This window comes from Micromonospora kangleipakensis (assembly GCF_004217615.1).
Taxonomy (GTDB): domain Bacteria; phylum Actinomycetota; class Actinomycetes; order Mycobacteriales; family Micromonosporaceae; genus Micromonospora; species Micromonospora kangleipakensis.
Genome location: NZ_SHLD01000001.1, coordinates 5,781,165 through 5,807,177 on the forward strand (window position 1 = coordinate 5,781,165; position 26,013 = coordinate 5,807,177).

Here is a 26,013-nt window from a genome sequence, read left to right on the forward strand (position 1 = left end):
CTCGTCGTTCGGCGGTTATCCCCCGTCCACGACCGCCCTGGAAAGTGGTCACCGGACCAGTCGGTGGGCGGACATGGCACCTTTCAATCAGTCGCGACGTCCGTTTCCGTCGGCGGTCACCGTGAGGGTGAGTGCGCTGCTTCGAGACTCACCCGGCTCGACCCGTATCTGCGTGCCGGTCTTCGCGCGCGCGGCCACCAGGCCGGCGCATCCGGGTCGACATCGCCGCGACTGCAGCAGGGGCGCCAGCCCGGGCGTCAGCTGGATGGCGTCCGGTGCGGCAGCCACGAGGGTCTCGATCGCCGCGGGCATGTCCTCGATGCCGGTGAGGAACGACGGCTCGCCGAAGAAGCCGTGGTCCACGGCCACGTCCAGGCAGCGGCCAGAGGCGGGGTTGAACAGGCGGTTGAGGCGGTAGTTCACGCCGGCTCCTTCAGCGCGACGGTGACGACTTCGTACGGGCGCAGGGTGACGACTACGGTGCCGTCCGCACGGACGGGTAGCGACTCGACCGGTTCTTCGGTCGCGGTGCAGCGCAGCGCGACGGCTCCTGGGCCGGTGTGCGGGTGCCGGACCGACGCGGTGGCGGCGGTACCGGCGAGCTCGCGGAGCCGGACCACGATGCCGCTCGCCCGGCGACCGGCGAAGACCGAGGCATCCACGTTGGATGGCAGGGCGGCGTCGAGAAGGGTGCCGGCGGCGGGCCGTCGTGGTGTGCTAGCACCCTTGTCCAGCCACGTGACCAGGTTGGTCAACATCGGCGCGCGCAGGTCGCGGCCCAGTCGCCAGGCGGCAACCGGGTCGTACGTGGACAGCGGGGTGAACGCGTATCGCAGGATGACTGTGCCGTCCTGGCTGGCCGGCGTGTTTGTCCACCAGTAGTTGTTCATGACCCAGGAGAGGACCATGCCGCTCGGGGTGGCGGTGCGTGGCCAGCGACCACGCACGATGTCGCCGAGGGTGAACAGCGGCGCGTCGGCGCTTGCCCAGGCCACGCAGAGGTCTGGGCCGGCGACAGTGACGGCGTCCTGGGCCGTGAACCACTCATTGCACGCGCCGGGCTGGTGATCGCGGACGGGGTCGACCCAGCCCTGCTGCCGGTCGTACCGCACGATCGGGTCGGGCACGGCGAACGGGAACGCGACGTACACCGACTCCTTCGCCAGCTCGGCCTCCTTGACCAGGGTGACGGTGAGGTCAATGCGGTCGGTGTCGTCGTGCAGTCGCAGCGTCGTACGCACCACGGGCAGGCTCGGCGCAGCGCCGACCGCGCTGATCTCCCAGCCCCAGGGCAGACGGCGGGCGCCCTCGGCCTGCATCGCCGCCGCGTTGACCGTCAGCTGTGGTGAGGGCAGTGCCGGGTCGATGTCGTTGAGGGAGGTAGCTTCGTCGCCCAGCCCACGCCCGCTGGCGGTGCCGCCACCGGTCACGTGTAGCACGTCGCCGAGCGCCCAGCCATGGCTCGGGTCGAGCAGCTCCCGGTCGAGTCGGTGATGCCGCAGACTGGTCGGCCGGCCGGTGTCCGGGTCGAATGCGACCCGGTAGCGCGGTGTATCCAGAGAGGACGGCACGGAGCGGGCGGTGGCCTCACGGGATGGCGCAGTGTCACGACGCACGGCGTACGTCGCATAACCGAAGCCGGGCAGCGGGCCGGTGCGCACCCGGACGACCCCGGGCGCAGAGCCGAGCCGGATCGCGGGTAGCGCGGTGCCATCGAGCGTCTCGACGCGCTCGTCGGCGGCCAACTCCACCTCGATCTCAACGTTCCGCGCGAAGCTGGCCGGGTTCGCGACCACCAGCGCCGGGCCCTCCGTCGGCACGAGCTCGGCCAGTTGGGACAGTGCTCGCCGGGCCTCGTCGGTCGCGATGCGCAGCCCTTCGTCAATTTGGCCGATCTTCCAGTCGCGCTGGTCGATCACATCTGCCGAGTGCGGGCGGATGGTCGCATGGGCCGCGGTCCAGGTGTGCTCGCAGCCGAGCAGCAACCGGCGCCAGCCCTCGTCGAGGGTGGACACGTCTGGGCGTACCGTCGGATCTGCCGTCGCGACCAGCGCGGACATTGCCTCGGCCGCGGGCATGAGGGCTTGCGCGCGGCGATAGCGGGCGATCGCCGCGGCCTGCGTGCCGACGCCGTCCTCCCAGTAGCTGCCGCCGTCGCCCTCGAGCACCGGCAGCCGGTCTGCGAGCGGGCGAATGGCATCGAGGTAGTCGGCGATGGTGCTGAAGCGCAGTCTGGGATAGGCGTACCGGGCATTCCATCGCCCGACCAGATCGGCGTAACCGTCGGCCACGTCCTCGTTGTCGGCGTGCGTGCCGACGATCGGCAGGTCGTGCGGGGCATAGTCGGGTCGGTCGTAACGGGCCGCGTAGCGCGGAAGCGACGCGGACATGCCCGCGAGCGACGGCGGGTCCGCGCACATGAAGCGCAGTTGCGAGTACGAGTCGGAGAAGTACGCGACCACCTCGGCGCCGTCCGGGCCGCGCCAGCGAACCGGCGAGAGCAGGTGCAGGGTGTCGCTATCCGGGTTCCCGCCGCGGGTGTGGTTGGCGATGCCGAAGAAGCCGGTCAGCCCCAGCGCGGAGACGATCGACGGGATCGCCTGTGGGTACGACGGTACGTCGGTGAGGTTGGCCGTGCGTATCGGAAGGCCCAGGTCACGGCCGAGCTGGGCGGCGAGGTAGGCCGCTCGATAACACTCCTCGAGGCTCGCCACGCCGGCGAGGAACAGGGCGTAGAACGCGTTGACGCCGACCTGACCTGCGCGGATCGCCTCGAGTGCCGCGGTTGTGGGCGCCTCGGTACGGGACCGCAGGAAGGTCTCCAGGATCATGCTGCCGTCGACCGTGAACGCATAGTCGGGTGTGCGGCGCAGGATGCCGGTCACCCGATCGATGTTGCGGTTGTGCAGCTCGATGACCTTCGCCTGGTTGTCGGTGTACCCGATGTCCAGGTGCACGTGAGGGATCAGATGCAGCGTCCAGCGCCGTGCGGGGCGGAACGGCGTCCGGGGCAGCTCGACGCGGCGGCCGTCGAGGTCGAGCGCGGCGTGGGCGTCGGTCTCGGTCTCTGTGTCGGAGCGGGCCGGCACCGCGAACCTGATCCGGGCGTCGCCGAAGTCGACGCCGGCCACAGGAGACGCCAGCTCGTGCGAGCCGACCCGCAGGGCGGCGGTGCCCACGGCGAACCCGTGCGGGGCTGTCAGGTCCAGGTCGACCAGCTCGAAGAGGTCGCCGTCGCGTTCGACGTACAGCGGGGTGGGGCGAAGCCGCAACGTCGGCTCGGCCGGTGTGGTGCCGGCCGCGAGCGAGAGTCCCCGCCAGGACAGTGCGCTACCGAACCACACGCCCAGGTGCGGCAGGTGCGGCTGCGTCTTCGTGAGGTCGGGCTCGACCTCCTCCGGGCAGTGCGTGGTCAGGATGATCTCGTTCCGGCCGGCCCGGATGAGCCCGGGCCGCAGCGGAACGACCCGGTCGATCGGCCCCGAAATCGGCGACGGCGGCATCGGCGCGTGGGCCCGGTCGTCGCGTACCGGGTCGAGCAGCACCAGACCGCGCCGGCCGTTGACCGTGACGATGAGATCCGGGCAGGGGCCGTGGCTGGCCAGCGCGTGCAGGTGCAGGTCATGCCAGAGTTCCTCCGAGCCGGCCGGAGCGTCGAACCGGATCGTCGCGTCCGCGGGCCGCCAGCCGTGTCCGGCGTCAAGTGGGCCCGGCTGCACCGCCGGCCAGTGCGTCGAGGCGTCGCTGCGGCCGATCTCGAAGACGGGACCTCGCTCGGCCGGGTCCGGTCTGTCCACTGGCGAGTACGGCGACGGTCGCGCGTCGGTGCCGGCGTACCAGTGGTCGGCGAACTGGCGTGGGCCGGCAGCCGGGTCGCCGATCTGCCACAGTTGCCTGCTCACGCCGGCTCCGCCACGGTGACGGCGACGGACGCGGTCCGTGTCTCGCCGGGGGCGAAGAGGATCTGGGTGCCCGTGTTGGCCCGTACGGCGGCGATGCCCCGGCCGGGGAAGCTCGTTGCCGGCTCGATTGCCAGCACATAGGCGCTGCGATACCACGGGAAGCCCGCACTGCCCCCCGCCTCCAGCCAGTACCAGGCGTGCGGCAGGGTCGCCGCGTCCCAGTCCAGCTCGACGGCGAGACCCAGGCGCGAGTTGCGGATCGCCGCGTGACCGCGGGTGAAGTCGGTGAGGTAGCCCATCCGATCGACGCCCGCGTCGGGTGCCGGGATGCGGGTCAGGTCGACGGTCCCGCCGCCCCGGCCGGGGACGTGGGGCCACGTGGCGCGGACGCCGAGAGCGAGGTCGGCACTCGGCGTGTCGCGCTGGTCATCGACCACGAACGTGCCGGCGGTCGTCTCGACGAGCGTGTCGGGCCCGATCAGCGGCGCCCCGAAGGCAGGGTGCTGGCTCCACATCGCCTCAATGGGTTCGCAGCCGACGTTCGTGATGGTTTCGCTGACGCTCAACCGGGCAGCGTCCAGGACGACCCGCTTGACGATCTCGAATGGGCTGCGTACGAGCCGGGCGCGCATCTCGACGCCGCAGCCGCCACCGGCGTCGTTTACGGGCGTCCAGTCGAACGGTGTCAGCCAAGCCTCGCCGTGCATGCCCCAGGCGACGCCGTGTTCGGTGACCGCGTCGCCGCCGTTCGGGAAAACGGTCTGCCAGCCGCCCGGGTACGCCTCGATCAGTCGGGCCACGTCGTCCTCGCTCGTGGTGACGGCGCCGCGAGCGCGCAGCCCCCATGGCGACTGCCACAGCAACTCGGTGGCCGTGCCAAGCCACTGCAGCGACAGGACATCGCCACCCTTGCCGGGCAGGACCTCGGCGGACAGCAGATCAGAGCCGAGCCGGACGACCTCCCACCCGCGCCGTTCCACGACGTCGAGCTGTTTCACCGTCGCGCCTCCTGCCGTCCGCTGCTGGCTCTTGGGCGGTCACCGTAACCCGCTCCGACAACGTTGTCTAGGCCCCGCTCCGCCTCGTGATCAGAGCGTCCCCCTGTCGTCAGGACGGCATGATGGACGCTCTGATCACGGAGGAACTAGTCGGTGCCTTGGCGGTCCTGCCGCAGGTATGCGGTGCCGTGCGTGAACGTCCGGATCTCGAACGTATGGCCCGCACGGCCCTCCCACGCGAACGGCACGATCATGAACTCATAGTGGCTGGCCTGTTGAAAGTCGTGCCGGAAGATCTGCCGCAGAGCGATGATCTGGCCCGCCGTCGCGTCGTATACATCGATCGTCGCCACGAGGTCGTTGCCGGCCGTAACGTTGTCGATCGCGAGCTTGACCACGCCGGTGTTCCAGTCGGGCACGACGTTGTTGTTGTACGGCCCATACGCGAGAAACCCCGGCCCGTCGGACGTGTTCGCCGACCAGCCGTCGCCGTCGGGGCGACCCACCTGGTGGTACGGCATCGACTCGGTTTCGAACATCAGCCCCCACCCGCCGTTGGTCTCGTTGGAGACCTTGGCACGACGGGTAACGCTGCCGAACTGGCCGATGCTGCGGTAGTACACCCACCGCTCCCCGCCGAGGCTGAGGAATGCCGGCCCGTCGTTACCGAACCCGCTCTCTGGAGCGAGCACCGGGTTCTGCCGGTACTTCGTCCAGGGGCCGGACGGGCTCGATGCCCGGGCGAGTCCGCTCGACCACTGGGCGGTCTCAAAGGGGGCGTCAGTGCTGCCCTCGTAGACCATGTAGTAGTACGAGCCCTCCTTGACGATGTCCCGTTTGCCGATCGTGCCGGCGTCCCACGAACCGCCCGGGCCAGTGCTCAGCACCGGGTTGCTACCACTCTTCGAGAGCGAGGTGAGGCTCGTTCCGCTGGCGAAGCCGACGCGCACGTCCGTGCCGTCGTACCTGTGGTAGTAGAGGTGCCAGGTACTGTTCTCGTACCACAGGTTCGGCGTACCGATGTTCGCCGACTCCCACCCAGACGGGTTGTGCGTGAGGATCCGTCCGACCTTCGTGAAGGTGACCCCGTCGGTCGACGTCGCCAGGCCGATGTCACCCGGGTTGGCGGGGCTGAAGCCAGCTCCCTCGTACACGAGGTAGAACGTGCCATTCACGTACGCCACGCCAGGGAAGCTCGCGATCCGGTCGTCCCAGGAGCCGGACGGCCCGGTGTCGAGCACGATGCCGTGGTCGGACCAGTTGACACCGTCGGTGGACGTCGCGAGGGCGGTCGCGAACGTGCCGTCGGGCTTGTTCTTGATGTAGTACGCCCGGATCTCTCCGCCGGTGGTGACCGTGGAGATGAAGTGCATGTTGAACGGTTCGCCCATCACCCACTGTTTGTCGACCTTCAGGAACGCCTCATTTCGGTCGTACAGTGCGGAGATGGTCGCGGGGTACGGGCTGTCGCTGGCGCTTGCCTGGCCGGCGTATCCGACCGCGGCAAGGACCACGGCGGCGAGCACCGCGCACAACGTGCGCAGCGGTCGATGAAACCGCGACATCAATGTCGTTCCTCCTTCACGATTGGGGACGGGCCACGCACACGTGGCGCCCCAGTCGTGCGCAGCGAATGGAGCGTTCGTCCTGGCGCGGCATCTTCGGGGTCGTGACATAGATCGCGATCTAACGGTTAGAGTAGCCGAATACTGACAACGTTATCTAGAGTCAAACTCCGCGCCAGAGGCCGCAGTGCGTGACGCGGAAACACAGCCTGCGTGGGCCGCTGCGGTGTCGACGACGGAACGTTCGGCAGCAGCGACGGTCCGCAGCCGCGTGCAATCATGGGCGAGCGCTAGCGTGACAACGTACGAATGCCATGGAGGCGGCGCATGAGGAGTCGACGGCCGACGATGGTGGACGTCGCACGGGAGGCTGGCGTCGGTCTCAAGACGGTCTCGCGGGTGGTCAACGGCGAATCGGGGGTGAGTCCCGAGCTGGTCGACCGAGTCTTCCAGGCCGTCGCCAAGCTGGGCTTCCGCCGTAACGCGATGGCTCGTGACCTGCGCGCCGGTCGATCCACTGCGAGTGTGGGGCTGGTCATCGAGGATCTTGGCAACCCGTTCTACAGCTCGGTCGCCCGCGGCGTCGAGCAGCTGACACGCGACCGGGATTTCGTGCTCATGACGGCCAGCAGTGAGGAGGATCCTGAGCGGGAGCGCGGGCTCGTGCTCGAGCTGTGTCAACGACGAGTCGAAGGCATGATCATCGTGCCGACGGCCCTGGACCACAGCTTCCTCCAGGCCGAGATCGAGATGGGCTTGCAAGTCGTCTTCCTCGACCGGCCGGCGACCGGCCTCATCGCGGACACCGTGTTGGTGGACAACCTTGGCGGCGCCATCGCCGCCACGGACTACCTGCTCGATCGCGGCCACCACAGGATCGCCGTGCTAGGCCACGAGGCGAAAGTCTGGACGATGCGCCAGCGTCTCGCCGGCTTCCGTTCGGCGCTGGCACGCGCGGGCGTCCCGTACCCCGAGGACTTGGTCTGCCTCGGCCCGCTCACTCCGGCGGACGCCGCCGCCGCGACAGCTCAGCTGTTGGACGGTGGCGACCCGCCGACCGCGTTCTTCGCCTGCAACAACCGAATGACCGTGGGTGTGCTCGCCGAGCTGCAGCGGCGCGGCGGCGCGGCGGATGTCTCGGGGTTCGATGACATCGAGACGGCGGGCCTGTTCGCGCAACCGCTCGCGCTGGTCTCGTACGACGCCGCCGAGGCGGGCCGGCGGGCGGCCCAACTGCTGCTCGAACGCCTCGATGGACGGCGCACTCCGCAGCAGGTCGTCATCCCCACGACGCTCGTGCGCTACGGGTCGGAGACGGCCGGCCGACGCGCGCCCGCCACGGGCGCCGGCGCGCGCACACCTGGCCCACGCGCCGCAAGGGCCAGCACGAGAGCCGGCTCGGGCTCCGGTGCCGGTGGCTAGTGGCTGGGCCGCTCGCAACCACCACCGGCGTTAGGATTCCGGCTCCGGGTTCTCGACGTCGCAACGACCAGGTTTCAGCGCATCCGTTGACAACGTTATCTATACCGCCCTAGCCTTTGCCGCACCCACCCCGGCGAGGCCTCACCAAGCAAGGCCCCCAGCGCCCGCCGAGCGACAGGACCGCCGGGCAAGCTCGCTCGGCGGACCTTCATTCGAGGAGGAACGGTTGCGCGGATATACCCGACGACTGGCGGCCGCAGGCGTGGCTGCCAGCCTCTTCATACTGACGGCTGCCTGCGGCAGCGACGACGGTGACAAGGCGGCCGGCAATCTCTCCGGCGACCTGCGGGTGCTCGCCTTCGATGGCACGTCCAACTGGAAGGCGCAGCTCGAGGCTGCGGCCAAGGACTACGAGGCCAAGCACGCTGGCGTCGACATCAAGATCGAGATGGCGCCGTACGACGGTTACAAGGACGCCCTCGAGACCCGGCTCGTCTCCCGCACCGCAGCCGACCTCGTCCTGGTCGAGCCACCGATGGTGCAGGGGCTCGGCGGGCGCGGATTAGCGACCGACCTGACCGGTGCGCTCGGCAAGGCGAATTCGTACGGCGGCACCGGCACCTGGCGTGACGGCTTCCGCCCGGGTTCGGTGGAGTCGACGATGGATAGTGGCAAGGCCGTCATGGTGCCGTGGTCCGCGGTTTGGGTCGGCCTCACCTACAACAAGAAGGCATACGAGAAGGCCGGCATCACGACGCCGCCGGCCACCTGGCAGGACTGGATCGCGGCGAACGACAAACTCAAGGCGAGCGGCCAGGCGCCCCTCTACACCGCCATCAAGAACGACGACGCCCAGACGTGGTGGCTGCTGACCACCATGCTGCAGGCGCTCTACCGGCCCAAGAGCGAGCAGATCAACCTGCGGCACGCCGACGGGTGGAAGTACGACCATGCGAAAGCCGCCTCGGTGGCGGGCGAGTCGTACACCCCGGACGAGCTGTACGTCGCCTTCCGCAAGGGTGTCATCGACCCGGCCAAGTCGGCGGAGTACCGCCGCGCAGTGGAGCTGATGCTGCAGCTCAAGCCGCACCTCAACCCCAATGCGGTCGCCGCCAAGGGCGCGGAGGTCGAGGACAAGTTCGTCTCCGGCGCCAGCGTGCAGGACCTCACCGGCACCTTCGCGATTCCGGGCATCCTGACGAAGATCGGTGGGCTGGCGACGGACAAGCAGTTCGAGATCGGGGCGACCAACTTCCCCTCGATCACTCCGACCGACTTCCCCGGCCTCACCGCAGGTGGCACCAACCCGCTGGCCGGCACGCGCAACGGTTGGATGATCCCGGCGGCCACCAAGCAGAGCGCACTCGCCGTGGACTTCCTGCAGTTCATCACGAGCCCGGACCAGGCGAGCAGGATGTGGGCGACCAAGGGCGACAGCGGGACGACCGCCGGTGACCCGGCCGAGATCGTCGGCGTGCAGTACCCCGCCTCGTTCACGAAGGTCGACACGACGGCGAAGTTCGCGGAGATCCCGCTGTACGGATTCGGGATGCCACCCACCTTCGACACGAAGGACTTCGACGAGTTCATTGCCCAGTGGCAGGGTCTGTGGAGCGGCAAGGCGAGCATCGACCAATTCTTGTCGCAGCGGTCCAAGTCCAACCTGGATGCACTCGAGCGGAACCTCAAGGTATCCGCTGCCCAGGTAGACCAGGGCTTCATCAAGCGCGAACTCGGATAGCAAGAATCGGGTTCCGGCGGAGGCAATCGTCTCCGCCGGGACCCGGCTTTCGTCAGGCGGGGAAGGGCGACGGGATGACTCAGGTTCTTGAAGGGCGGGCGCCCGCGGCGACGGCGTCGCCGCCGCGTGCCGCGCGCCGCGAGTCGGCAACGACACGCCTGACGCACGCGCTCCTGCCGTACGTTCTGGTCCTGCCTCTCGTGGCCGTGCTTGGCGTCTTCGTCCTCTACCCGTTCGGCCAGGCCATCTACCGCTCGTTCACGGAGTGGAACGGCGCGAACATCGACGAGTTCGTCGGCCTGGCCAACTACCGGACGATGTTCACCGAAGACCCGCTGTTCTGGCGATCCATCCGCAACGGCGGGCTGCTCACCGTAGCGTTCGTCGCGCAGTCGGTGCTGGTGCCGCTGGGCACGGCCTGGCTGATCCACCACCTGCGCAGCGACCGGGTCCAGTACTGGCTGCGCATCCTGCTGCTCGTCCCGGCGGTCGTGCCAACGGTCGTCAGTTTCCTGGTGTGGAGCCAGTTCTTGCAGCCGGACGGGTTGGTCAACCGGCTTGTCGGCGTGGTCGGGCTCGACTCGCTGGGCCACAATTGGCTCGGCGACACGGATTTTGTGCTGTTCGCGCTGATCCTGGTGGGCTTCCCCTGGCTCAACGGCGCGAACACCCTGATCTACCTGGCGGGCCTGCTGACCATCCCGCACGACCTCTACGAGGCGGCTCGCATGGACGGCGCCGGCCGCTGGCGGACCTTCTGGTCCGTTGAGCTGCCGCTGCTACGCGGGCAGACTCGGCTACTCGTCATCCTCTCGGTCATCCTCGGCCTGCAGAACTACGACAACGTTTTCCTGCTCACTCAGGGCGGCCCGGCCGACGCCAGCGTGGTACCGGGCCTGCTGCTCTACAACAACGCCTTCCGCTACGGGCAGTACGGCTACGCCGCCGCGATCGGTGTCGTGCTCTTCGTGGTCATCTTCGTCCTCACGGTGCTCGGGCCGGCTCGGCCCTGGCGAAAGGAGCACTGAGCCATGGGTCCGAAGCGGTGGCGGTCGAGCGCCGGCAGCGCCGTGCGGGCACTCATCCTCGTCGTGTTGTTCGGGGCATCGCTCTACCCGATCGTCTTCGTCGCAATTTCTTCTCTGAAGACGAAGTCGGCGTTCGCCACCAACTACTTCCTGCCCGATCGTCACGTGCACCTCGACAACTACCGTGCTGCGGCGAGTGAGGTGCTGCCCTCGGTCTGGAACTCGGTGCTGGTCAGCACGGCCACCGTCGCGCTCGTTCTGGCCTGTGGCGTGCCGGCGGCGTACGCGTTTGCCTGGCGTCGCTTCCGCGGCCAACAGCTCATCTACACCGTCGCCATCTGCACGATGATGGTGCCGGCCGTGCTCACCTTCGTGCCGATGTTCGTGCTCGTCCGCGATCTCGGGCTCATCGACACGCAGTGGGCCCTGGTGCTGCCGTACACCGCGGGAACCGTTGGTCTGTCGGTCTTTCTGCTGCGCGCGTTCTTTCGCGCTGTTCCCCAGGAGCTGGTCGAGGCGGCGAAGCTCGACGGCTCCGGCGACCTGCGCGTGCTCTGGCACGTTGTGCTGCCGCTGAGTCTTCCGACACTGGCCACCCTCGTCACGCTCAACGTGCTGTGGACGTGGAACCAGTTCCTGTGGCCGCTGGTGACGATCAGCTCCGAGGAGCAGCGTCCCGTGCCTGTGGCGCTCGCGTTCCTCACCGGCGATCGGTACAACGTGGACTACCCCCAGCTGATGGCCGGCTACGTGCTCTCCGCGCTGCCGCTGGTAGTCGTGCTGGCAATCACGATGCGAGCGTTCATCCGGGGCATGCTCTCCGGTGCGCTCAAGGCGTAGTAGCACCCCAGCCCGCTGTTCGACTCGACGTGGGCCTATCACCTCGCGGACCGATGACCAGGATCCCGTCGTGCGGGTGGATGTCGATGGGGTGGCCCGGGGCGAGCGTAGCGCACGCAGTAAGCCGCGTTCGGTCACCCAGCCGGAGCGGTCCGCACAAGCCATACCGAGCAAGGGCTCCCGGCAAGGCGTGCTCTGGCGGACGGGGTGCGGGCAGCGCCGGCATGGGCGCCGGGCGGGGTTGTGGTCGGCCGGGAAACGGCGCGGTCGGGCGCGGTCGCGGTGAAATCCCGGGCGACCAGGTCGCCGGCGCGTTCCTGGCCGGGATCGGCGACCGTGGTGCGGATCTTCTCGCCGCGCACGACCCCGCGCGGTCCTGCGTTGCGCGTGAGCCGCTCCACGGTTGCCCCTGCCGAAAACTCCACCCGCCCTGGTTGGAGCCGGTGCGCGGGGTGGACGGGGTGCTGATCCCGATTGCGGGTTGGGGCTCTCGCACACCGGTGATCGGCACGGCATGATGGTCCGCCGTGCTGCTGCGAACGGCTTACCTGGGCGTGACGCCAGCGGTGGCGGCGTGCTGCCTATGGTGAGACCAGGTGTCCAGGTTCCTGATCCAGACCGTGACGGGAAGTTCCGGGCCCTGTTCGACGCCTTCCTGGCAGACGCGGGCATCGACGTCGTGCTCAGCGGCGTCCGGATGCCGCGCATGAACCCGATCATGGAGCGCTGGGTACAGACCTGCCGACGCGAACTGTTGACCGCAGCCGTCTGGAACCAACAGCATCTCCTCCACGCCCTGCGCGAGTACGAGCAGTTCTACAACGGGCACCGCCCGCACCAGGGCATCGGGAACGCACGACCGTTACACCCGTTGCCCGCGCCGGTCGCCGACCCAGACAAGATCACCCGCCTCGACATACGAAGACGCGATCGCCTCGGCGGTGTTCTCCACGAGTCCGAGCATGCTGCGTGACCTGCGCGGACGAGGTTTCGGCAAGTGCAAGGCCTAGCCGGGCCTCGTGAGGCCCGGCTAGGCGGGCACGAACGCGTTTCGCGCCGCGACGCGGAACTGGCGTGGCGAGGCGCCGTGCGCATCACGGAATCGCCGGGTGAAGTAGCTGGCGCTGGTGAAGCCGCAGGTGTAGGCGATGTCGGCAATCGTGCGTGTCGTCGTGGCCAATAACGTGGCCGCGCGCCGTAAGCGCGCGTCGGCAACGAACTCGGTCGGTGTGGTCCCGTAGTAGCGGCGCATGCTGCGGGCCAGGTGCCCGTCGCTCACGTGTGCCAGTTCCCGCAATCGCGGGACTCCCTCGCGCAGGTGCTCTTCGTGGCTCATGGCGGCAGTTGCGGTCAGGAGCCACGCTGGGATCTCGAGTGGCTGTCCGGGCGTATCGGCGCCGTGTGTGAGCAGGTCGAGGACCTCGCACCAGAAGCGGATGAGGTCGGTTTGCCGGGGCGCGTCATGGAACCGTTCGAGAGCGGCGGCGCATGTTTGGGCACCGCGGTCGTCTCCGGTGTGTACCAGGGGCGGGAGGGACCCGCCCGCGGGGTCGGCTCCGGCGAGCCCGGTGAAGGCCCTCCAGCCAGCCGCAGGGAATGCGATGTTGTAGAAGTGCAGCCCACCGATGATGGTGTGGTGGTCGCGCGGACGGACGAGCAGCAGGTCGCCCCCACGAAGCGGCTGCCGGCGCGGAGGGCCGCCACCATGTGACACGAGTTGCTCGCCGTCGCCGGCGACGATGGCCATGATTTCGTAATAATCACGATGGCTGTGCGGGTGCGAACGACTCCTCAGCTCGACGAGCGCGGCGTGATATGGCCGCCCGAGTGCGTGGTCTTCGAACCGCTCCGCGCGTTCCGGCTGCGTTGAGGACACATCAACACGGTACAACTTCTGGAGAGCACAGAGCGTATCCCGGCTGGGGCCGCGAGTGGCACGGTGTGCGCACAGGACAACTCCTTGCCCGAAGGGAACGCCATGTCCACCGTCAGCGTAGGCAGAGCGTCAGTGCTCGATCAGTACGAGCGCGACGGCTACTCCATCTTCCGGAACGTCATCGACGCCGATCTCATCGCCGAGGCGAGCGCACACGTCGACTGGCTCGCGAAGCGTCATCCCGACGTGCGTACCGAGCAGCTGGGCCACATCTATCTTCGAGATGATCCATTTTGGATCCGCTTGATCAGCGATGACCGGCTTCTCGACATCGCCGAGATGTTCATCGGCCCGAACATCGCCCTGTTCGCCTCGCACTACATCAGCAAGCCTCCCTTTACCGGGCAGACCGTGCTCTGGCATCAGGACAGCGCCTTCTGGCCGCTGGAGCCGATGGAGGTCGTGACGCTGTGGCTGGCGGTCGACCATTCGACGCCCGAGAACGGCTGCGTCCGGGTCGTCCCCGGCAGCCACACCCGAGAGATCGCGGCGGTGCGGCCGAACACCGAGGTGGACAACGTTCTCGGACACGAGATCGCCTGCGACGTGGACGAGGCCGACGCCGTGGACATCGTGCTGCGCCCCGGCGACGTCGAGGTGCACCACCCCAACATCATCCACGGAAGCAACGCCAACGTCAGCCCGCACCGCCGATGCGGGCTGACTCTCCGCTACATCCCCACCTCTACCCGAATCCTCGGCGAGGAGCAGCCGTATCCGAGTGCACTGTGGCTGCGCGGAGATCTCGGTGTCAACTCCTACCAGCCCGTGCCGGTCTTCGACCCGGCACGCCATTTCCCGTTCCGGGACTCAGCCGCCTGGTCCTGAGCGGGGTCACCGGCGGGCGGCGGGCTCGCCGCCCGCCGGTGTTCACGTGGGGTCGTTCCGGTGAGCTGCCGGAACACGCGGGCGAAATGCTGGCCCGAGCCGTAGCCGCAGGCCAGCCCGATGGCGGTGACCGACAGGTCGGTCGTGGTGAGCAGGTGCCGGGCTTGGTGCAGCCGTCGCTCGTTGAGATATCGATGTGGGGTCATGCCGATCTCCCGTGCGAAGAGCGTGGCGAGATACCCCGGGCGAGGCCCACGTCGCGAGCCAGTTCGTTGAGAGTCCACTTGCGCGTGTTGTCCGGGTCGAGCAGCTCCCGCGCTCTCGTGACAGCCGGGTGCGCTGCGAGCATTGGGACGGGAGGTCCCGCACCTCACGGGTGATCTCCAGAATCAGCCGGTCGACGGCGAGGACGAGGCCGGTTGTGCTGTGCCGTCGCGCTGCGCTGTACCCGTTGCCAGCGCGGGTCGCCGATCCGAACAAGATAACCCGCCTCGACATACGACGACGCGATCGTCTCGGCGGCATCCTCCACGAGTACCGACATGCCGCCTGACCTACTCGGACGAGTTTTCGGCAAGGGCAGGCCCCAATGGTCGGCCACGTGGTCTCGCTCGCCCCAAAGCGCTAGCCCACGGCCTGATGATGACCACCGAGTCCCGATTGGAGCCAACTCTGGGCAAGGCTGTCAACGCCGCCTGAATCCTGACCATCGTGTTCCGGCTGAACTTTGACCACCCTGTGGGGTTTCAATAGTCGGTCGTCGTCGCTGACCTGGGCGGGTACGGCGCGGAGCCGGTAGGTCGGTCATCATCGGCGGCGTGCCCGTGTCCTTGATCTACCTGATGTTCTGCCGCTTGATCCAGTGGCTGGTTCTGCTCGCTCGATCGGACGCTGTCAAGGATGTGGAGATCCTCGTCCTGCGTCACGAGAACGCGATCCTGCGCCGCACAAACCCCAAGCCGCGCTTGAACTGGACCGACCGGGCGGTCTTGGCGGCCATGGCCCGGCAGCTTCCGAAAGCGCTGAGGTGGCATCGGCTGGTCACTCCCGAAACGCTGCTGCGATGGCACCGCCGCCTGGTGGCCCGACACTGGACCTACCCTCACCTCGGCCGCCCACCGGTCGATTCGACGATCGTGGACCTCGTGGTGCGAATAGCCCGGGACAACCCCGGCTGGGGCTACCCGCATCCAGGGAGAGCTGCTTGGCTTGGGCTATCGGGTCAGCGCCGCCACGATCCGCCGGATCCTCAAGCGGCTGCGCATACCGCCGGCACCGGTCCGTCGCGATCACACGACCTGGCGCCGGTTCATACGCGCCCAGGCGTCCACGACGCTGTGCTGCGACTTCTTCCACGTCGACTGCGCGGTGACCCTGACCCGCCTCTATGTCTTCTTCGTCCTGGAGGTCGGCAGCCGCTACGTGCACATCCTCGGCGTCACCGCCAACCCGGACGGACCCTGGACCACCCAACAGGCGCGCAACCTGCTGATGGAGCTGGGCGAGCAAACCGACCGGTTCAGGTTCCTGATCCGGGACCGAGCCGGGCAGTTCACCGCCTCGTTCGACACGCTCCTCGCCGACGCCGGCATCACCATCGTCAAGATCCCACCACGGTGCCCCCGAGCCAACGCCTTCGCCGAAAGGTTCGTGCTCACCGTCCGCAGCGAGGTCACCGACCGCATGCTCATCTTCGGCGCCCAACACTTGCGACACGTCCTGACGACGTACGCCGCGCACTACAACGGACGGCGGCCCCACCGGGCCCTGCGCCTCACTCCCCCACGATCCACCCGGCCGGTCGTCAACCCCGACCGCCGACACATCGCGCGCCGACCAGTCCTCGGCGGGTTGACCAACGAGTACGACCGCGCCGCATAACACCAGCTCAGAACCACGACCGAGTTTTGAAACCCCACACCCTCCCCGACCCAACCTGGCCGGGGCTGGACGGCAGACAACTGCCGTTGACGTCGCCGGCCGGCCAGTCCCTCTGGTTCGTCGACACTGTCCGAACCGATCGGCGTGGCGCGGAAGGCCGGCTGACTGTTGCTCAGCAGGCGGTGCCGGCGCGGGAGGTGGTGTCGGCTACCCGGCTGACGGCCACCGTATGTGGACGCCGTCGGAAATAGCTGTGCAGGTGGACACGGTGATCGACAACGCTGACGATGAGTTTCGGTGGCTGGAGAGCCTCGACGCGGAGACCGTCGACGAGTGGGTACGGGACCGCAACAGGGAGAGGCTCGCCGCCGTGGCCATCGGTGACACGTTCACCGGTCGCACGTCCGAGATCCGGCAGGTGTTAAGAGCCAAGCAAATGACGGGTTCTGGTGGCCGGCGGGCCTGGCGAAGATCGACGATCGTGACGGCACCGGCGCGGCGACGTGACATAGGGAAGGGCCTTCGGATACGAGCAAGGTGACTAAACCAGCACGCCCGAAGGCCCAACCCTGTCTGTATACCTTGTCGCCGGCGTCGCCGCATCCGCCACCCCGGCTACCGTTGACGACCACCTGCCCACCGCCCGGCCACGGCACTATCCGTCCGACACCTCGGATGCCGAATGGCAGGTCCTGGCTCCGCACGTGCCGGCCGGGACCGGACGCGGCCGGCCGATCACCTACCCCCGGCGGGACGTCGTGGACGCGATCCGCTACCTAGACCGGACCGGCCGCCAGTGGGACGCGCTGCCTGCCGACTTCCCGCACCACGAGCTCGTCTACCACTACTTCACGACCTGGACCCGCGACGGGACCCTGAACCGCATGCACAACAGCCTGCGGGAACAGGTCCGCGAACAGGTCGAGGGCCGGAAACCGGCAGCCGACGGCCGCGCTGGTCGACTCCCAGTCGGTGCTGGGCGCGGAGACCGTCGGCCGGCCCGGGCGTGGCTATGACGCGGGGAAGAAGGTCAACGGCCGCAAACGCCACATCGCCGTCGACACCTGCGGACTACTGCTCGCGATCCTGGTCACCGGCGCAAACGTCCAGGACCGCGACGCCGCCCGGCCGCTGCTGTGGGCGCTACGCGCCTGCTTCCCCACCATCGGCCTGACCTGGGCCGACAGCGGCTACGCCGGCCGGCTCGTCGGCTGGGCCGCCGCCCACCTCACCCTGACGTGCAGATCGTCGCGAAGCTCGCCGGGCAGACCACGTTCGTCGTCCCCTGCACCGCAGGTGGGCGGTCGAGCGCACGTTCTCCTGGATCAACCGGTGCCGACGCACCGTCCGAGACTACGAACGGCTACCCGACCACCACGCCGCGATGGTCCAATGGGCAATGATCATCGTCATGACCCGTCGCCTCGCCCGCCACTAACACACCTGAAACCCTTATACCAGGCTCTAATGGGCCCGGACGGCCTCCAGGTCGGTCCCGGTGGTGGTGAACATGACCAGCGCGAACCCGTCCGGGTCGCCTTGTTTCCTCGTCGCCGAGGTACCGACCGCCGCCCTCAGGTCGACGGTCACCTGCGCGGCGGCGCATTGCGCGCCGGATCGCGCTCATTGCGCGCCGGCGAACGCGGTCACGGTGCCCGCCGCGTCGGACGCGGTGCGGGCGGACACCAATGCCAGGCCACCGGTGAGGGTCACGCCCTCGGCGTAGCCGTCCACCGGCGCCGACCAGAGTTGAGCGCCTGTGGCCGCGTCCAGCGCCAGCAGGCCGCCGCCGCCGGAGGCGAGGAACAGCCCGCCGCCGACGAGGGCGGGCCGGTCGACCGGGCCCGGAACCGGCCGCTGCCACGTCACCGCGCCCGTGGTGCGGTCGACGGCGAACAGGGTGCCCGGCGTCTCGTCGGTGCCTGCGAACACCGCGCGGTCGCCGACGGCGAACGACGACATCGGCGGGTCGCCCGGCGGCGCGAACGACCACCGGCCAGCGCCGGACGCGGCGTCCAGCGCGAACAGCGTGGTGCCGCGCCCGGCGAGGGCCGCGGCGGCGACGCCGGCCACGTACACGGTGTCCCCCTCGGCCACCGGGGTCACGAGCCGGTCGGCGCCGGTGTCGAACGACCACGCCACGCGCCGCAGGCCCAGGTCGACCGCGGTCAGGACGCCGCTGCCCTCGCCGCCGACGTACGCCCGGGCGCCGTCCACCGTGACGCGGGAGGCGTTGTGCCCGATCGCGACGGACCACCGCTTCCGGCCGTCCGCAGCGTCCACCGCGACGAGGTCGTGCGCGCGGGTGCCGAGGTAGACCGTGCCGTCGACGACGCCCACCTGCCCGCCGTCGGTCGTACCAGCGAAGCGCCAGCGCTCCCGGCGGTCGCCCAGGTCGACGGCGTGGGTGACGCCGTCGGACGTGGTGGCGTACGCTATTCCGCCCGCGACCGCGACCGGGCCGGAGAGCGGCGCGCCCAGCGCGACCGACCACTCGGCGGCGCCGGTGGCCAGGTCCAGCGCGACGAGGGAACGGTCGCCGGGCACCAGCACGGCGCCGGCCACCACCGCGGGCGGGAGGGTGACCGGGGCAGGCCCGGCGTACCGCCACTGCACCCGCACCGGCGGCTGCGGCGCCGGCCCGGGCATCCGGCCGGTCCGGCGCAGGTCGCCCCGGTAGTCCGGGACGTCCGCCGGCGCGGATCGACGCTCGCCTGGCGGCGGCGCAGCGGTGCACGCGGCCACCAACAACGCGGCGGCCAGCAGCGGGGCGGTTGCGGCGGCGGTTCGGCGCATCGTCATGCGCCGACTCTGCGGCGGCGCGCCCGTGCCCGGTACCGTGCTGCCACGGTGCCGCCGGGCCGCGGCCGCGGGCGCATCATAGTGCTGTGCGGGCGGCGAGGCTCACCGGCTGCGCGGCGGCGGCCGTCGCCGTCGCGGTCGCCGTGCTGTCGGTCGCGGCCGTCCGCGCCGATCTGGCCGCCGCGTCCTCCGTGCCGGCGGACCTTCCGGCGGTGCTGTCGGCCGGCCTGGACGTCGCCGTCGGGCTGGCGTTCGCGTTGGCCGCGCTCGCCGCGGCCGGCAGCGCCGCCCAGCGGCTACTCGTGGTCGGCACCGGCGCCGCGTGGCTGGCCGGGTCGGTCCTCGCCGAGGCGCGTTCGCTGCACCAGGGCCTGCTGGCCTGCGCGTTGCTGGCCTTCCCGGTGGGCCGGATCCGTGGCGCGGCAAGGCTCCCGCTCGTTGCGGCGGCCGCCGCCACGGCCCTGCAGCTCGTGCCGCAGGCCGGCGTCGCCGCGCTCTTCGCCACCGTGGCGGTCGTCGCGTGGGCCCGCCCGCGGCCGGTGCGCGCGGCGTTCCCGGCCGCGGCCGGCGCGCTGCTCGCGGCCGTGCTGCTGTTCGCCTGGTGGGGCGGACAGGCGCCGCAGCGTTCGCCGGTGCCGCCGCTGGTCGCGTACGAGGCGGCGCTGCTGGCGGTCGCCGCCGGGTTCGTCGCGGCGACCAGGGCGCCGGAGCGGCTGGCCGACGCGGCGGTGCACGCCACGGAGCACTTGGGGGCCCAGGCTGACGCGGGTACCGGCGTCCCCGGCCTGCGGATCGTGCTCGCCGAACTGCTGGGCGACCCGGACCTGCGCATCGACGTGTGGGACCCGGCGGCACGGTGTTATGCCGACCCGCTGACCGGCGCCGAGCGGCCCTCGGCGGCAATGGAGGCGCTGGATGTACCGCTGGACGGCGCCCCCGCCGCCCGGGTCGTGTCCACGGCGTCGGCGCTGGCCGACCCGGGCACTGCGGCGGCGGTGCGGACCGCGGTCGGGCTCACGGTCGCCAACCAGCGGCTGCGCGAGGCGCACGAGCGCAGGGTCGAAGAGCTGCGGGCATCGCGGCGGCGGCTGCTGGCCGCGGCCGACCGGGAACGCGACCGCGCCGCCGCCGCGCTGCGCACCGATGTCATCGCAGACCTGGACCGCGCCGCCGCCGCACTGGAGGGCCGAGCCGCGGGCGGCGAGGGCGCGCAGGTGCGAGCACTCATCGACGGCGCCGTCGCCTTCATCGCCACGGCGGCGAGCGACGTGCGCCGCATCGTCGGCGGGGCGCCGCCCTCGGCGCTCGGGGCCGGGCGGCTGCGCGACGCCGTCGGTGCGCTCGCGGCGGCCGCGCCGGTGCCGGTGTCCGTCGACGTCGACCCGGTCTTCGCGGCCGGCGCGACCGCCGAGACCGCGCTGTTCTACGTGTGCTCGGAGGCGCTCACGAACGTCGCCAAGCACGCCGGCGCGAGCCGCGCCTGGATCCGCCTGCGCCGCGCGGACGGGCGGCTGGTACTCGAGGTCGGCGACGACGGCCGCGGCGGCGCCGACCCGCACGGCTCCGGGTTGCAGGGCCTGGCCGACCGGCTGGCGGCGCACGGCGGCCGGCTGAGCGTGGTGAGCCCGGCCGGCGGGGGCACGGTGGTGACGGCGACCGTCGCGGTCAGCCCGGCAGACGGCAGCCCGGCGGGACCGTCAACGGCTCCGGCTCCGGCTCCGGCTCCGCCGACGCCGTCCGGCGCACCTCCGCCAGCGACGGCGCGGTGAGCGGGCCGGCGGCGAGCGCATCGACGACGGGCTGCACCGCCCGGCGCAGCTCGGCGAGCTGCTCCGGCGACGCCTCGGCGACGCGTACCCCGAGCCGGCACAGCCGCAGCGCGATCGCCGAGTCGTCGTAGGCGTGGTCGACGGAGGCTCGCACCGCTTCCTGCGCCGCCGACCGCAGCCAGTCGCGCTGCCGCGCGGTCAGCGCGCGGTACCGCTGCCGGCTCATGGCGATCACCGGCATCCTGGGCCAGAGCACGACATTGCCGGCGAGCACGGGGAGCAGCGGGCCGTAGCCGTTGCGCGCGTACTGGGCGACGTCCGTCTCGACCGCCTGCAGGGTGCCCTGGCGCACCAGGTCCGGAAAGCCGTAGCTGGCGTCGACCGGCACGCCGCCGAGAGCCCTGACGGCGTCGGCCTGCACCGTGTCGTGGAACGTCCGGAACGGGACGCCCCGCCAGTTGCCCGCGTCGGTGAGCGGGGCCGACAGCGACCACGGCCGGCGCAGCGGGCCGACGGCGAGACCCAGCCCCACCACGCCGGAGCCGTCGAGGGTCGCCAGCAGCACCGCGGTGCCGGGGCCGGAGGCGAGCGCCCGTTGCGCGGCGTAGCTCGTGAGCACGAACGGAGCGCCGACCGGATCCAGGCCGTGCAGGCCGGCCGCGCCGAAGGCGCGCGTCGCGGGGAAGCCGCCGTCGAGCCTGCCGCCGGCCATGGCGGTGACCATGTCCGTCTCGGCCGCCGCCGCCCCGTCGCCGTAGTGGTTGTCGACGTCGATGCGCAGCCGCCCGCCCGACAGGCGCGCCACGGCGTCGACGAACACGCCCGGCGCGACCAGCTCGCCGTTGGGGTTGAGCGTGTCGATGGTCGCGAACCGCAGCACCGTCACGGAGCTCCCGGTCTTGTCCGCGACACCGGCGGCGTCGCAGCCCTGACCGGCGGCGACCGCGGCCGTGAGGGCGGCCCAGGCGAACGCCCGGGCCGTCACGCGATACGCGTCCAAGGCTGCACCGTCCATGTGCTCAGCTCCGGGAATCCCGCCGCGCCGCCGAAGCCGACGTAGTTGTTGAACTGCAGGCCGTTGCCGGCGCGTTTCCAGTCGAAATGGTACGGGTCCTGGGTTCCGCAGCCCTCACTCTTCTGCGAGTCCGGGACGCAGCCGCTGAGCTTCACGAGCAGCTCCTGGTCGTGCACGAACCAGACCGTGTTGCCTGTGCCGCGCAGCGTGCCGACCTCGACCACGGCGGGCAGCCGCGGGTCCTTGTTGCCGCACTCGACGCCGGGCGTGCTGGTCGGCACGCACTCGAGCTTGAAGGTGCCGGCCTTGACCGTGAGCGTCCACGTCCCGGCGTTGCCGGGGTCGTCGAGGCCGAGCTGCTTCGCGTGGTCGATCGTCAGCTGCGTGCGGTAGACACCGTCGGGCAGGGCGGAGCGCTCGGCCGGCACCTGCGCACCCGTGGTGGCCGGAGCGGCCGCGGGCGAGGCGGGTGCGGCGCTGGACGGCGGCGCGGCGCCCGTGGGCGCGCCCGTCGCGCTCGCCGTCGCCGTTTCGGAGGCGCTGCCGGTGCCGCTTGAGCATCCGGCGAGGAGTACGGCCGTCAGCAGCGCCAGCTGCGCTGCCCTGCGATGTGCTGTCATGCGACGGACGTTACGAACCGCGGCCCCGCGTACACCACCGTGGTAGCTCGGTGGCCGCGCCCGGCCCGTCACGCGATACGCGTCCAAGGCTGCACCGTCCATGCGCTCAGCTCCGGGAGGCCCGCCTGGTCGCCGAGGCCGACGTAGTTGTTGAACTGCAGGCCGTTGCCGGCGCGTTTCCAGTCGAGATGGTACGCGTCCTCGGGTCCGCAGCCGTCGACCTTCGGCGAGTGCCGGACGCAGCCGCTGAGCTTCACCAGCAGCTCCTGGTCGTGCACGAACCAGACCGTGTTGCCGGTGCCGTGCAGCGTGCCGACCTCGACCACCGCGGGCAGCCGCGGGTCGTGCGTGCCGCACTCGACGCCGGGCGTGCTGGTCGGCACGCACTCGAGCTTGAAGGTGCCGGCCTTGACCGTGAGCGTCCACGTCCCGGCGTTGCCGGGGTCGTCGAGGCCGAGCTGCTTCGCGTGGTCGATCGTCAGCTGCGTGCGGTAGACGCCGTCGGGCAGGGCGGAGCGCTCGGCCGGCACCTGCGCACCCGTGGTGGCGGGAGCGGCCGCGGGCGAGGCGGGTGCGGCGCTGGACGGCGGCGCGGCGCCCGTGGGCGCGCCCGTCGCGCTCGCCGTCGCCGTTTCGGAGGCGCTGCCGGTGCCGCTTGAGCATCCGGCGAGGAGTACGGCCGTCAGCAGCGCCAGCCGCGCGGCCTTGCCATGTCCTGTCATCGACACGCAGAACGTCTTTCTATGCAGCGGACGTTACGAACCGCGCCCCGCGCACACCACCGTGGTAGCCCGGTTGGGTGCCGCCGCCCGCCGCCGTACGCTACTTCCTATGATCGACCGGGACGCCTCGGTCGGCAGTGGGCTGATCGGTCTCGGCTGGCTGCTGCCGGCACTCGCCACGTGGCCGGCGCCGGGCCCGTACCCGCGGGCGGCGCTCCTGGCAGCGGCGCCACTCGCGCTGGCAGGCGTCGCGGTGCTGCTGAACCCCGTCGGTCGCCGGCGGTGGCTCGCGTGCGGGCTCGCCGGGGTGGCCCTGGTCCTGCACGTGCTCGCCTACGACCCGTTCTTCGACCCAGCCTGCGACCGCTCCTGCCTCGCGGCGCCGGTCCCGCTCTCCACTGTGGTCGGACCGCGGCAGACGGCACTCCTCGTGACGGCGACGGCGCTCGCGGCCGCCGTCGCGGCGGTCGGGGCCCGGCGGCCGTTGCCGGTGCGGCTCGCGGGTGCGGGCACCGCGGCACTGACCGTCGCGGCCGTCGGCGCCCCGCTGGCCGGGCGGCCCGGCGCGGCGGGCGCGCTCATGACCGGTGCGGCCCTCCTCGCCCCGGCGGAGGTCTGGGCGGAGGCGCTGCGCGTGCGGCGCGTGCGCCGGCGGGTCCAGCGGGCCGTGTCCCAGCTGAGCGGCGACCCGGGTGACCCCGTCGTCGCCGTACACTTCGCGCTGCCCGCCGGGGCCGACGGGCAGCGAGACGTGCACGGCACCGGCCACACCGCGGACTCGGTCTGGCTCGACGGCGCCGGGCGGCCCGTGCCGGACGACGGCAGAGCCGCCGCGCTGCTGCTCGATCGCGGCGCGCCCGCGGTGCGGCTGGTGCTCGGACTGCGGGTGGAGCCGGCCGTCGCGCTCGCCGCGGTCACCCCCGCTGCCCGCCTGGCGCTGCAGAACGCCCGATTGCGCGCGGCCGTGAACTACCAGCTGGCCGAGGTCCAGGCGTCGCAGCGGCGCATCGTCGAGGCCGCCGACGCCGAGCGCCGGCGCATCGAGCGCGACCTGCACGACGGCGCCCAGCAGCGGCTGGTCGCCGTCACCATGCAGCTGCGCTCGGCCCGCGCACTTTCCGGCGACGCGGCTTTCGACGCGGCTCTCGTCGAGGCGGAGGAGCATGTGCGGCAGGCGCTCGCGGCACTGCGCGCGCAGTCGTCGGAGTCGCTGGCGGCGGTCCTCGCCGCCGAAGGGCTCGAGGCGGCCGTCGAGGACCTGGTCGCCCGTGCGCCGGGCACGGCACGGGCCGACCTCGCCGTCGCGCTGTCCAGCGCGCCGCTCGGCTGGCCGGCGCAGCGGGCCGCGCTCGCCGCCGTCGGCGAGGCGCTGGACAACGCCGCCCGGCACGCACCGGGCGGAGGGGCAAGGGTGAGCGTCGAGGACGACGGCGACCGGCTCACGGTCCGCGTCACCGACGACGGCCCGGGCGGTGCGCGGGTCGGCGACGGCCTCACCGCGGTCGCCGACCGCGCCGGTGCGCTGGGCGGCGAGCTGCGGCTGCACAGCCCGCCCGGCGGCGGCACGACCGTGGTGGTGAGCCTGCCGTGCGCGTAGTCGTGGCCGACGACGTGATGATCGTCCGCGCGGGGCTGGCGCGGCTGCTCGCCGAGGCGGGAATGCAGGTCTGTGGCGAGGCGGCCGACGCCGCGGAGCTGCTGCGCCTGGTCGCCCTCACCGGCCCCGACGTCGCCGTCGTCGACATCCGGATGCCACCCACCCACCGCGACGAGGGCCTCGTCGCGGCCCGCGAGATCCGCGCCCGCCACCCGGCGACCGCGGTGCTGGTGCTCAGCCAGTACGTCGCACCGCGGTACGCCTCCCGGCTCCTGGCGGACCAGCCTGCGGGCCTGGGCTACCTGCTCAAGGAGCGGGTCTCCGACGTTGCCGTCCTCGCCGACGCGGTGCAGCGGGTCGCCGCGGGCGGCTGCGTGGTCGACCCCGCCATCGTCCAGCGCCTGCTCGACGCCGCCCGCCCGCCTTCGGTCGCCGCCGGCCTCACCGCCCGCGAGCGCGAGGTGCTCGCGCTGATGGCCGAGGGCTGCTCCAACGCCGCGATCGCGATGCGCCTGCGGATCCGCGAGCGGACGGTCGAGTCCGTGTGCGCGCAGATCTTCGCCAAGCTCGGCCTGCCCCCGGACCCGGACGTCAACCGGCGCGTGCTGGCCGCCATCAGGGTGCTGCGGTCGTAGCGGCCGCAACCTGGTATCGCCGCTCGTGTGTGGCGCCCTGCAACTCCCGAGTCTGCAGCAAGTGCACCGGGCCGACCGGGATCGAATCCCATGGTCCGGAGTCCGGGACATCGGCGGCTGCTCGGGCGGCGTCGAACACCTCGTCGGCGCTGACTGGGTCTTAAACCATGACGGACGACGTGACGCTCACGACCGGCCATCCTTTCCGATCTTGGAAGTGCGCCGCTCGATGACGCCCTGCAGCCGGGCCGATCCCTCCCGTGGCGCGGCGAGCTGCAGCAGGCCCAGTCCGATGCTGCGGCGGCGCAGGCCCACGCCCCGGCGGTCGGGACGGCGCAGGGGAGAAGCAAGGGATGGCCCGAGCGGAGAGGCTGGACCTGGTGGTTGTCGAGTGACATCGTCCGGTTCCGTCTGCTGCGCGCCCTGGTAGGCGCCCGACGGTTTCGGGCCACCTGGCGCGTCCTCGCCACGCTCGAGGTCAAGCGGTCGGCTGCAGGACAACGCTCACTGCGTCCCGGTCGGCGTCGACCCCGTGTCGGTGCGCGCGTGGTGGGGACGGTGGGAGACCGATGTCGGGAGTACCGGCAGGGATGGGTGGCGCATCAGTGCGACACCTACCGGTTCGCGTCAGGCTCGTGTCCATCATGATGCACGCGTCGGCGGCGAGGTGGAAGCAGTTCGGGGCGTGCGCATGTTCCCCCGAACGGTCCGC

The 26,013-nt window shown here is 71.0% G+C and carries 23 protein-coding genes and 2 pseudogenes; 14 read left to right on the forward strand and 11 right to left on the reverse strand.

Translation table 11 applies throughout. From position 1 onward, the window contains the following. Positions 1-87 precede the first annotated feature (87 nt). The 4 genes from EV384_RS35625 to EV384_RS27635 form a co-directional block, all read right to left on the reverse strand. Positions 88-423 (reverse strand): hypothetical protein, encoded by a 336-nt coding sequence (locus tag EV384_RS35625; RefSeq protein ID WP_207232492.1) that lies wholly within the window; start codon positions 421-423, stop codon positions 88-90. Further along, positions 420-3,902 (reverse strand): glycoside hydrolase family 38 N-terminal domain-containing protein, encoded by a 3,483-nt coding sequence (locus EV384_RS27625; RefSeq protein ID WP_130337817.1) that lies wholly within the window; start codon positions 3,900-3,902, stop codon positions 420-422. The genes EV384_RS35625 and EV384_RS27625 overlap by 4 nt, the downstream gene beginning before the upstream one ends. Further along, positions 3,899-4,900 (reverse strand): aldose 1-epimerase, encoded by a 1,002-nt coding sequence (locus EV384_RS27630; RefSeq protein ID WP_130337819.1) that lies wholly within the window; start codon positions 4,898-4,900, stop codon positions 3,899-3,901. Before EV384_RS27630 ends, EV384_RS27625 begins: the two co-directional genes overlap by 4 nt. Before the next feature lie 146 nt (positions 4,901-5,046). Further along, positions 5,047-6,576 (reverse strand): family 43 glycosylhydrolase, encoded by a 1,530-nt coding sequence (locus tag EV384_RS27635; RefSeq protein WP_130337821.1) that lies wholly within the window; start codon positions 6,574-6,576, stop codon positions 5,047-5,049. 237 nt (positions 6,577-6,813) lie between these two features. On the opposite strand from EV384_RS27635, the gene EV384_RS27640 reads away from it, so the two are divergent. The 5 genes from EV384_RS27640 (at position 6,814) to EV384_RS27660 (ending at position 12,469) form a co-directional block, all read left to right on the forward strand. After that, positions 6,814-7,887: a LacI family DNA-binding transcriptional regulator gene (locus tag EV384_RS27640; RefSeq protein ID WP_130337823.1), complete on the forward strand. Its 1,074-nt coding sequence runs from the start codon at positions 6,814-6,816 to the stop codon at positions 7,885-7,887. A 226-nt stretch (positions 7,888-8,113) separates the two neighbouring features. Beyond that, positions 8,114-9,628 (forward strand): ABC transporter substrate-binding protein, encoded by a 1,515-nt coding sequence (locus EV384_RS27645; RefSeq protein WP_165440095.1) that lies wholly within the window; start codon positions 8,114-8,116, stop codon positions 9,626-9,628. A gap of 200 nt (positions 9,629-9,828) precedes the next feature. After that, positions 9,829-10,656 carry a carbohydrate ABC transporter permease gene (locus EV384_RS27650; protein WP_165440096.1) on the forward strand — a complete coding sequence of 276 codons (828 nt, stop codon included), beginning with the start codon at positions 9,829-9,831 and terminating at the stop codon, positions 10,654-10,656. Positions 10,657-10,698: 42 nt separating this feature from the next. Continuing rightward, on the forward strand, positions 10,699-11,496 hold the full coding sequence (locus EV384_RS27655) for a carbohydrate ABC transporter permease (RefSeq protein ID WP_165440097.1): 798 nt from the start codon (positions 10,699-10,701) through the stop codon (positions 11,494-11,496). Positions 11,497-12,079: 583 nt separating this feature from the next. Further along, entirely contained in the window at positions 12,080-12,469 is a 390-nt protein-coding gene (locus EV384_RS27660) for an integrase core domain-containing protein (protein ID WP_130340859.1), read from the forward strand. A 57-nt stretch (positions 12,470-12,526) separates the two neighbouring features. Here EV384_RS27660 and EV384_RS27665 read toward each other — a convergent pair whose 3' ends face one another. Then, entirely contained in the window at positions 12,527-13,372 is an 846-nt protein-coding gene (locus EV384_RS27665) for a helix-turn-helix transcriptional regulator (protein WP_130337831.1), read from the reverse strand. A 102-nt stretch (positions 13,373-13,474) separates the two neighbouring features. Between EV384_RS27665 and EV384_RS27670 the strand changes: the two genes are divergently transcribed. Further along, complete coding sequence (locus tag EV384_RS27670; RefSeq protein WP_130337833.1) at positions 13,475-14,260, forward strand: phytanoyl-CoA dioxygenase family protein; 786 nt, start codon at positions 13,475-13,477, stop codon at positions 14,258-14,260. Here EV384_RS27670 and EV384_RS37425 read toward each other — a convergent pair. After that, entirely contained in the window at positions 14,191-14,634 is a 444-nt protein-coding gene (locus EV384_RS37425) for a helix-turn-helix transcriptional regulator (RefSeq protein WP_423202922.1), read from the reverse strand. The two genes, EV384_RS27670 and EV384_RS37425, sit on opposite strands and share 70 nt — an antisense overlap. 835 nt (positions 14,635-15,469) lie before the next feature. On the opposite strand from EV384_RS37425, the gene EV384_RS35635 reads away from it, so the two are divergent. The 5 genes and pseudogenes from EV384_RS35635 to EV384_RS37440 form a co-directional block, all read left to right on the forward strand. Further along, positions 15,470-16,141, forward strand: a complete 672-nt coding sequence (locus EV384_RS35635) for an integrase core domain-containing protein (protein WP_242624332.1) — start codon at positions 15,470-15,472, stop codon at positions 16,139-16,141. A 259-nt stretch (positions 16,142-16,400) separates the two neighbouring features. Next, positions 16,401-16,682, forward strand: coding sequence for a hypothetical protein (locus tag EV384_RS27690; protein ID WP_130337837.1), 282 nt, complete (start codon positions 16,401-16,403; stop codon positions 16,680-16,682). 91 nt (positions 16,683-16,773) lie between these two features. Continuing rightward, positions 16,774-17,157, forward strand: a complete 384-nt coding sequence (locus EV384_RS37430) for a transposase (RefSeq protein ID WP_423202972.1) — start codon at positions 16,774-16,776, stop codon at positions 17,155-17,157. Next, positions 17,096-17,335, forward strand: a pseudogene (locus tag EV384_RS37435) (transposase); the annotation flags it as partial. The gene EV384_RS37430 and the pseudogene EV384_RS37435, both read left to right, overlap by 62 nt. 82 nt (positions 17,336-17,417) lie before the next feature. After that, a pseudogene (locus tag EV384_RS37440) lies at positions 17,418-17,579 on the forward strand (transposase); the annotation flags it as partial. Positions 17,580-17,764: 185 nt separating this feature from the next. Here the strand turns inward: EV384_RS37440 and EV384_RS27700 are convergent. After that, on the reverse strand, positions 17,765-18,943 hold the full coding sequence (locus EV384_RS27700) for an outer membrane protein assembly factor BamB family protein (RefSeq protein ID WP_130337839.1): 1,179 nt from the start codon (positions 18,941-18,943) through the stop codon (positions 17,765-17,767). A gap of 86 nt (positions 18,944-19,029) precedes the next feature. Between EV384_RS27700 and EV384_RS27705 the strand changes: the two genes are divergently transcribed. Next, positions 19,030-20,712: an ATP-binding protein gene (locus EV384_RS27705; protein WP_130337841.1), complete on the forward strand. Its 1,683-nt coding sequence runs from the start codon at positions 19,030-19,032 to the stop codon at positions 20,710-20,712. On the opposite strand, the gene EV384_RS27710 is transcribed toward EV384_RS27705, so the two are convergent. The 3 genes from EV384_RS27710 to EV384_RS27720 all read right to left on the reverse strand — a co-directional run bounded on the left by EV384_RS27710 (position 20,609) and on the right by EV384_RS27720 (position 23,069). Beyond that, the gene (locus EV384_RS27710) at positions 20,609-21,712 is read right to left on the reverse strand and encodes a TRAP transporter substrate-binding protein (RefSeq protein ID WP_165440098.1); all 1,104 of its coding nucleotides are present in this window, start codon (positions 21,710-21,712) and stop codon (positions 20,609-20,611) included. The two genes, EV384_RS27705 and EV384_RS27710, sit on opposite strands and share 104 nt — an antisense overlap. Continuing rightward, positions 21,694-22,347, reverse strand: coding sequence for a hypothetical protein (locus tag EV384_RS27715; RefSeq protein ID WP_130337845.1), 654 nt, complete (start codon positions 22,345-22,347; stop codon positions 21,694-21,696). The genes EV384_RS27710 and EV384_RS27715 overlap by 19 nt, the downstream gene beginning before the upstream one ends. 68 nt (positions 22,348-22,415) lie before the next feature. Beyond that, on the reverse strand, positions 22,416-23,069 hold the full coding sequence (locus EV384_RS27720) for a hypothetical protein (protein WP_130337847.1): 654 nt from the start codon (positions 23,067-23,069) through the stop codon (positions 22,416-22,418). A 109-nt stretch (positions 23,070-23,178) separates the two neighbouring features. On the opposite strand from EV384_RS27720, the gene EV384_RS27725 reads away from it, so the two are divergent. Both EV384_RS27725 and EV384_RS27730 read left to right on the forward strand, forming a co-directional pair. After that, positions 23,179-24,666 (forward strand): ATP-binding protein, encoded by a 1,488-nt coding sequence (locus tag EV384_RS27725; RefSeq protein WP_130337849.1) that lies wholly within the window; start codon positions 23,179-23,181, stop codon positions 24,664-24,666. Continuing rightward, positions 24,657-25,301: a response regulator transcription factor gene (locus EV384_RS27730; RefSeq protein WP_130337851.1), complete on the forward strand. Its 645-nt coding sequence runs from the start codon at positions 24,657-24,659 to the stop codon at positions 25,299-25,301. The genes EV384_RS27725 and EV384_RS27730 overlap by 10 nt, the downstream gene beginning before the upstream one ends. Before the next feature lie 186 nt (positions 25,302-25,487). On the opposite strand, the gene EV384_RS36930 is transcribed toward EV384_RS27730, so the two are convergent. Continuing rightward, positions 25,488-25,616, reverse strand: a complete 129-nt coding sequence (locus EV384_RS36930) for a hypothetical protein (RefSeq protein WP_278045650.1) — start codon at positions 25,614-25,616, stop codon at positions 25,488-25,490. Positions 25,617-26,013: the final 397 nt, after the last annotated feature.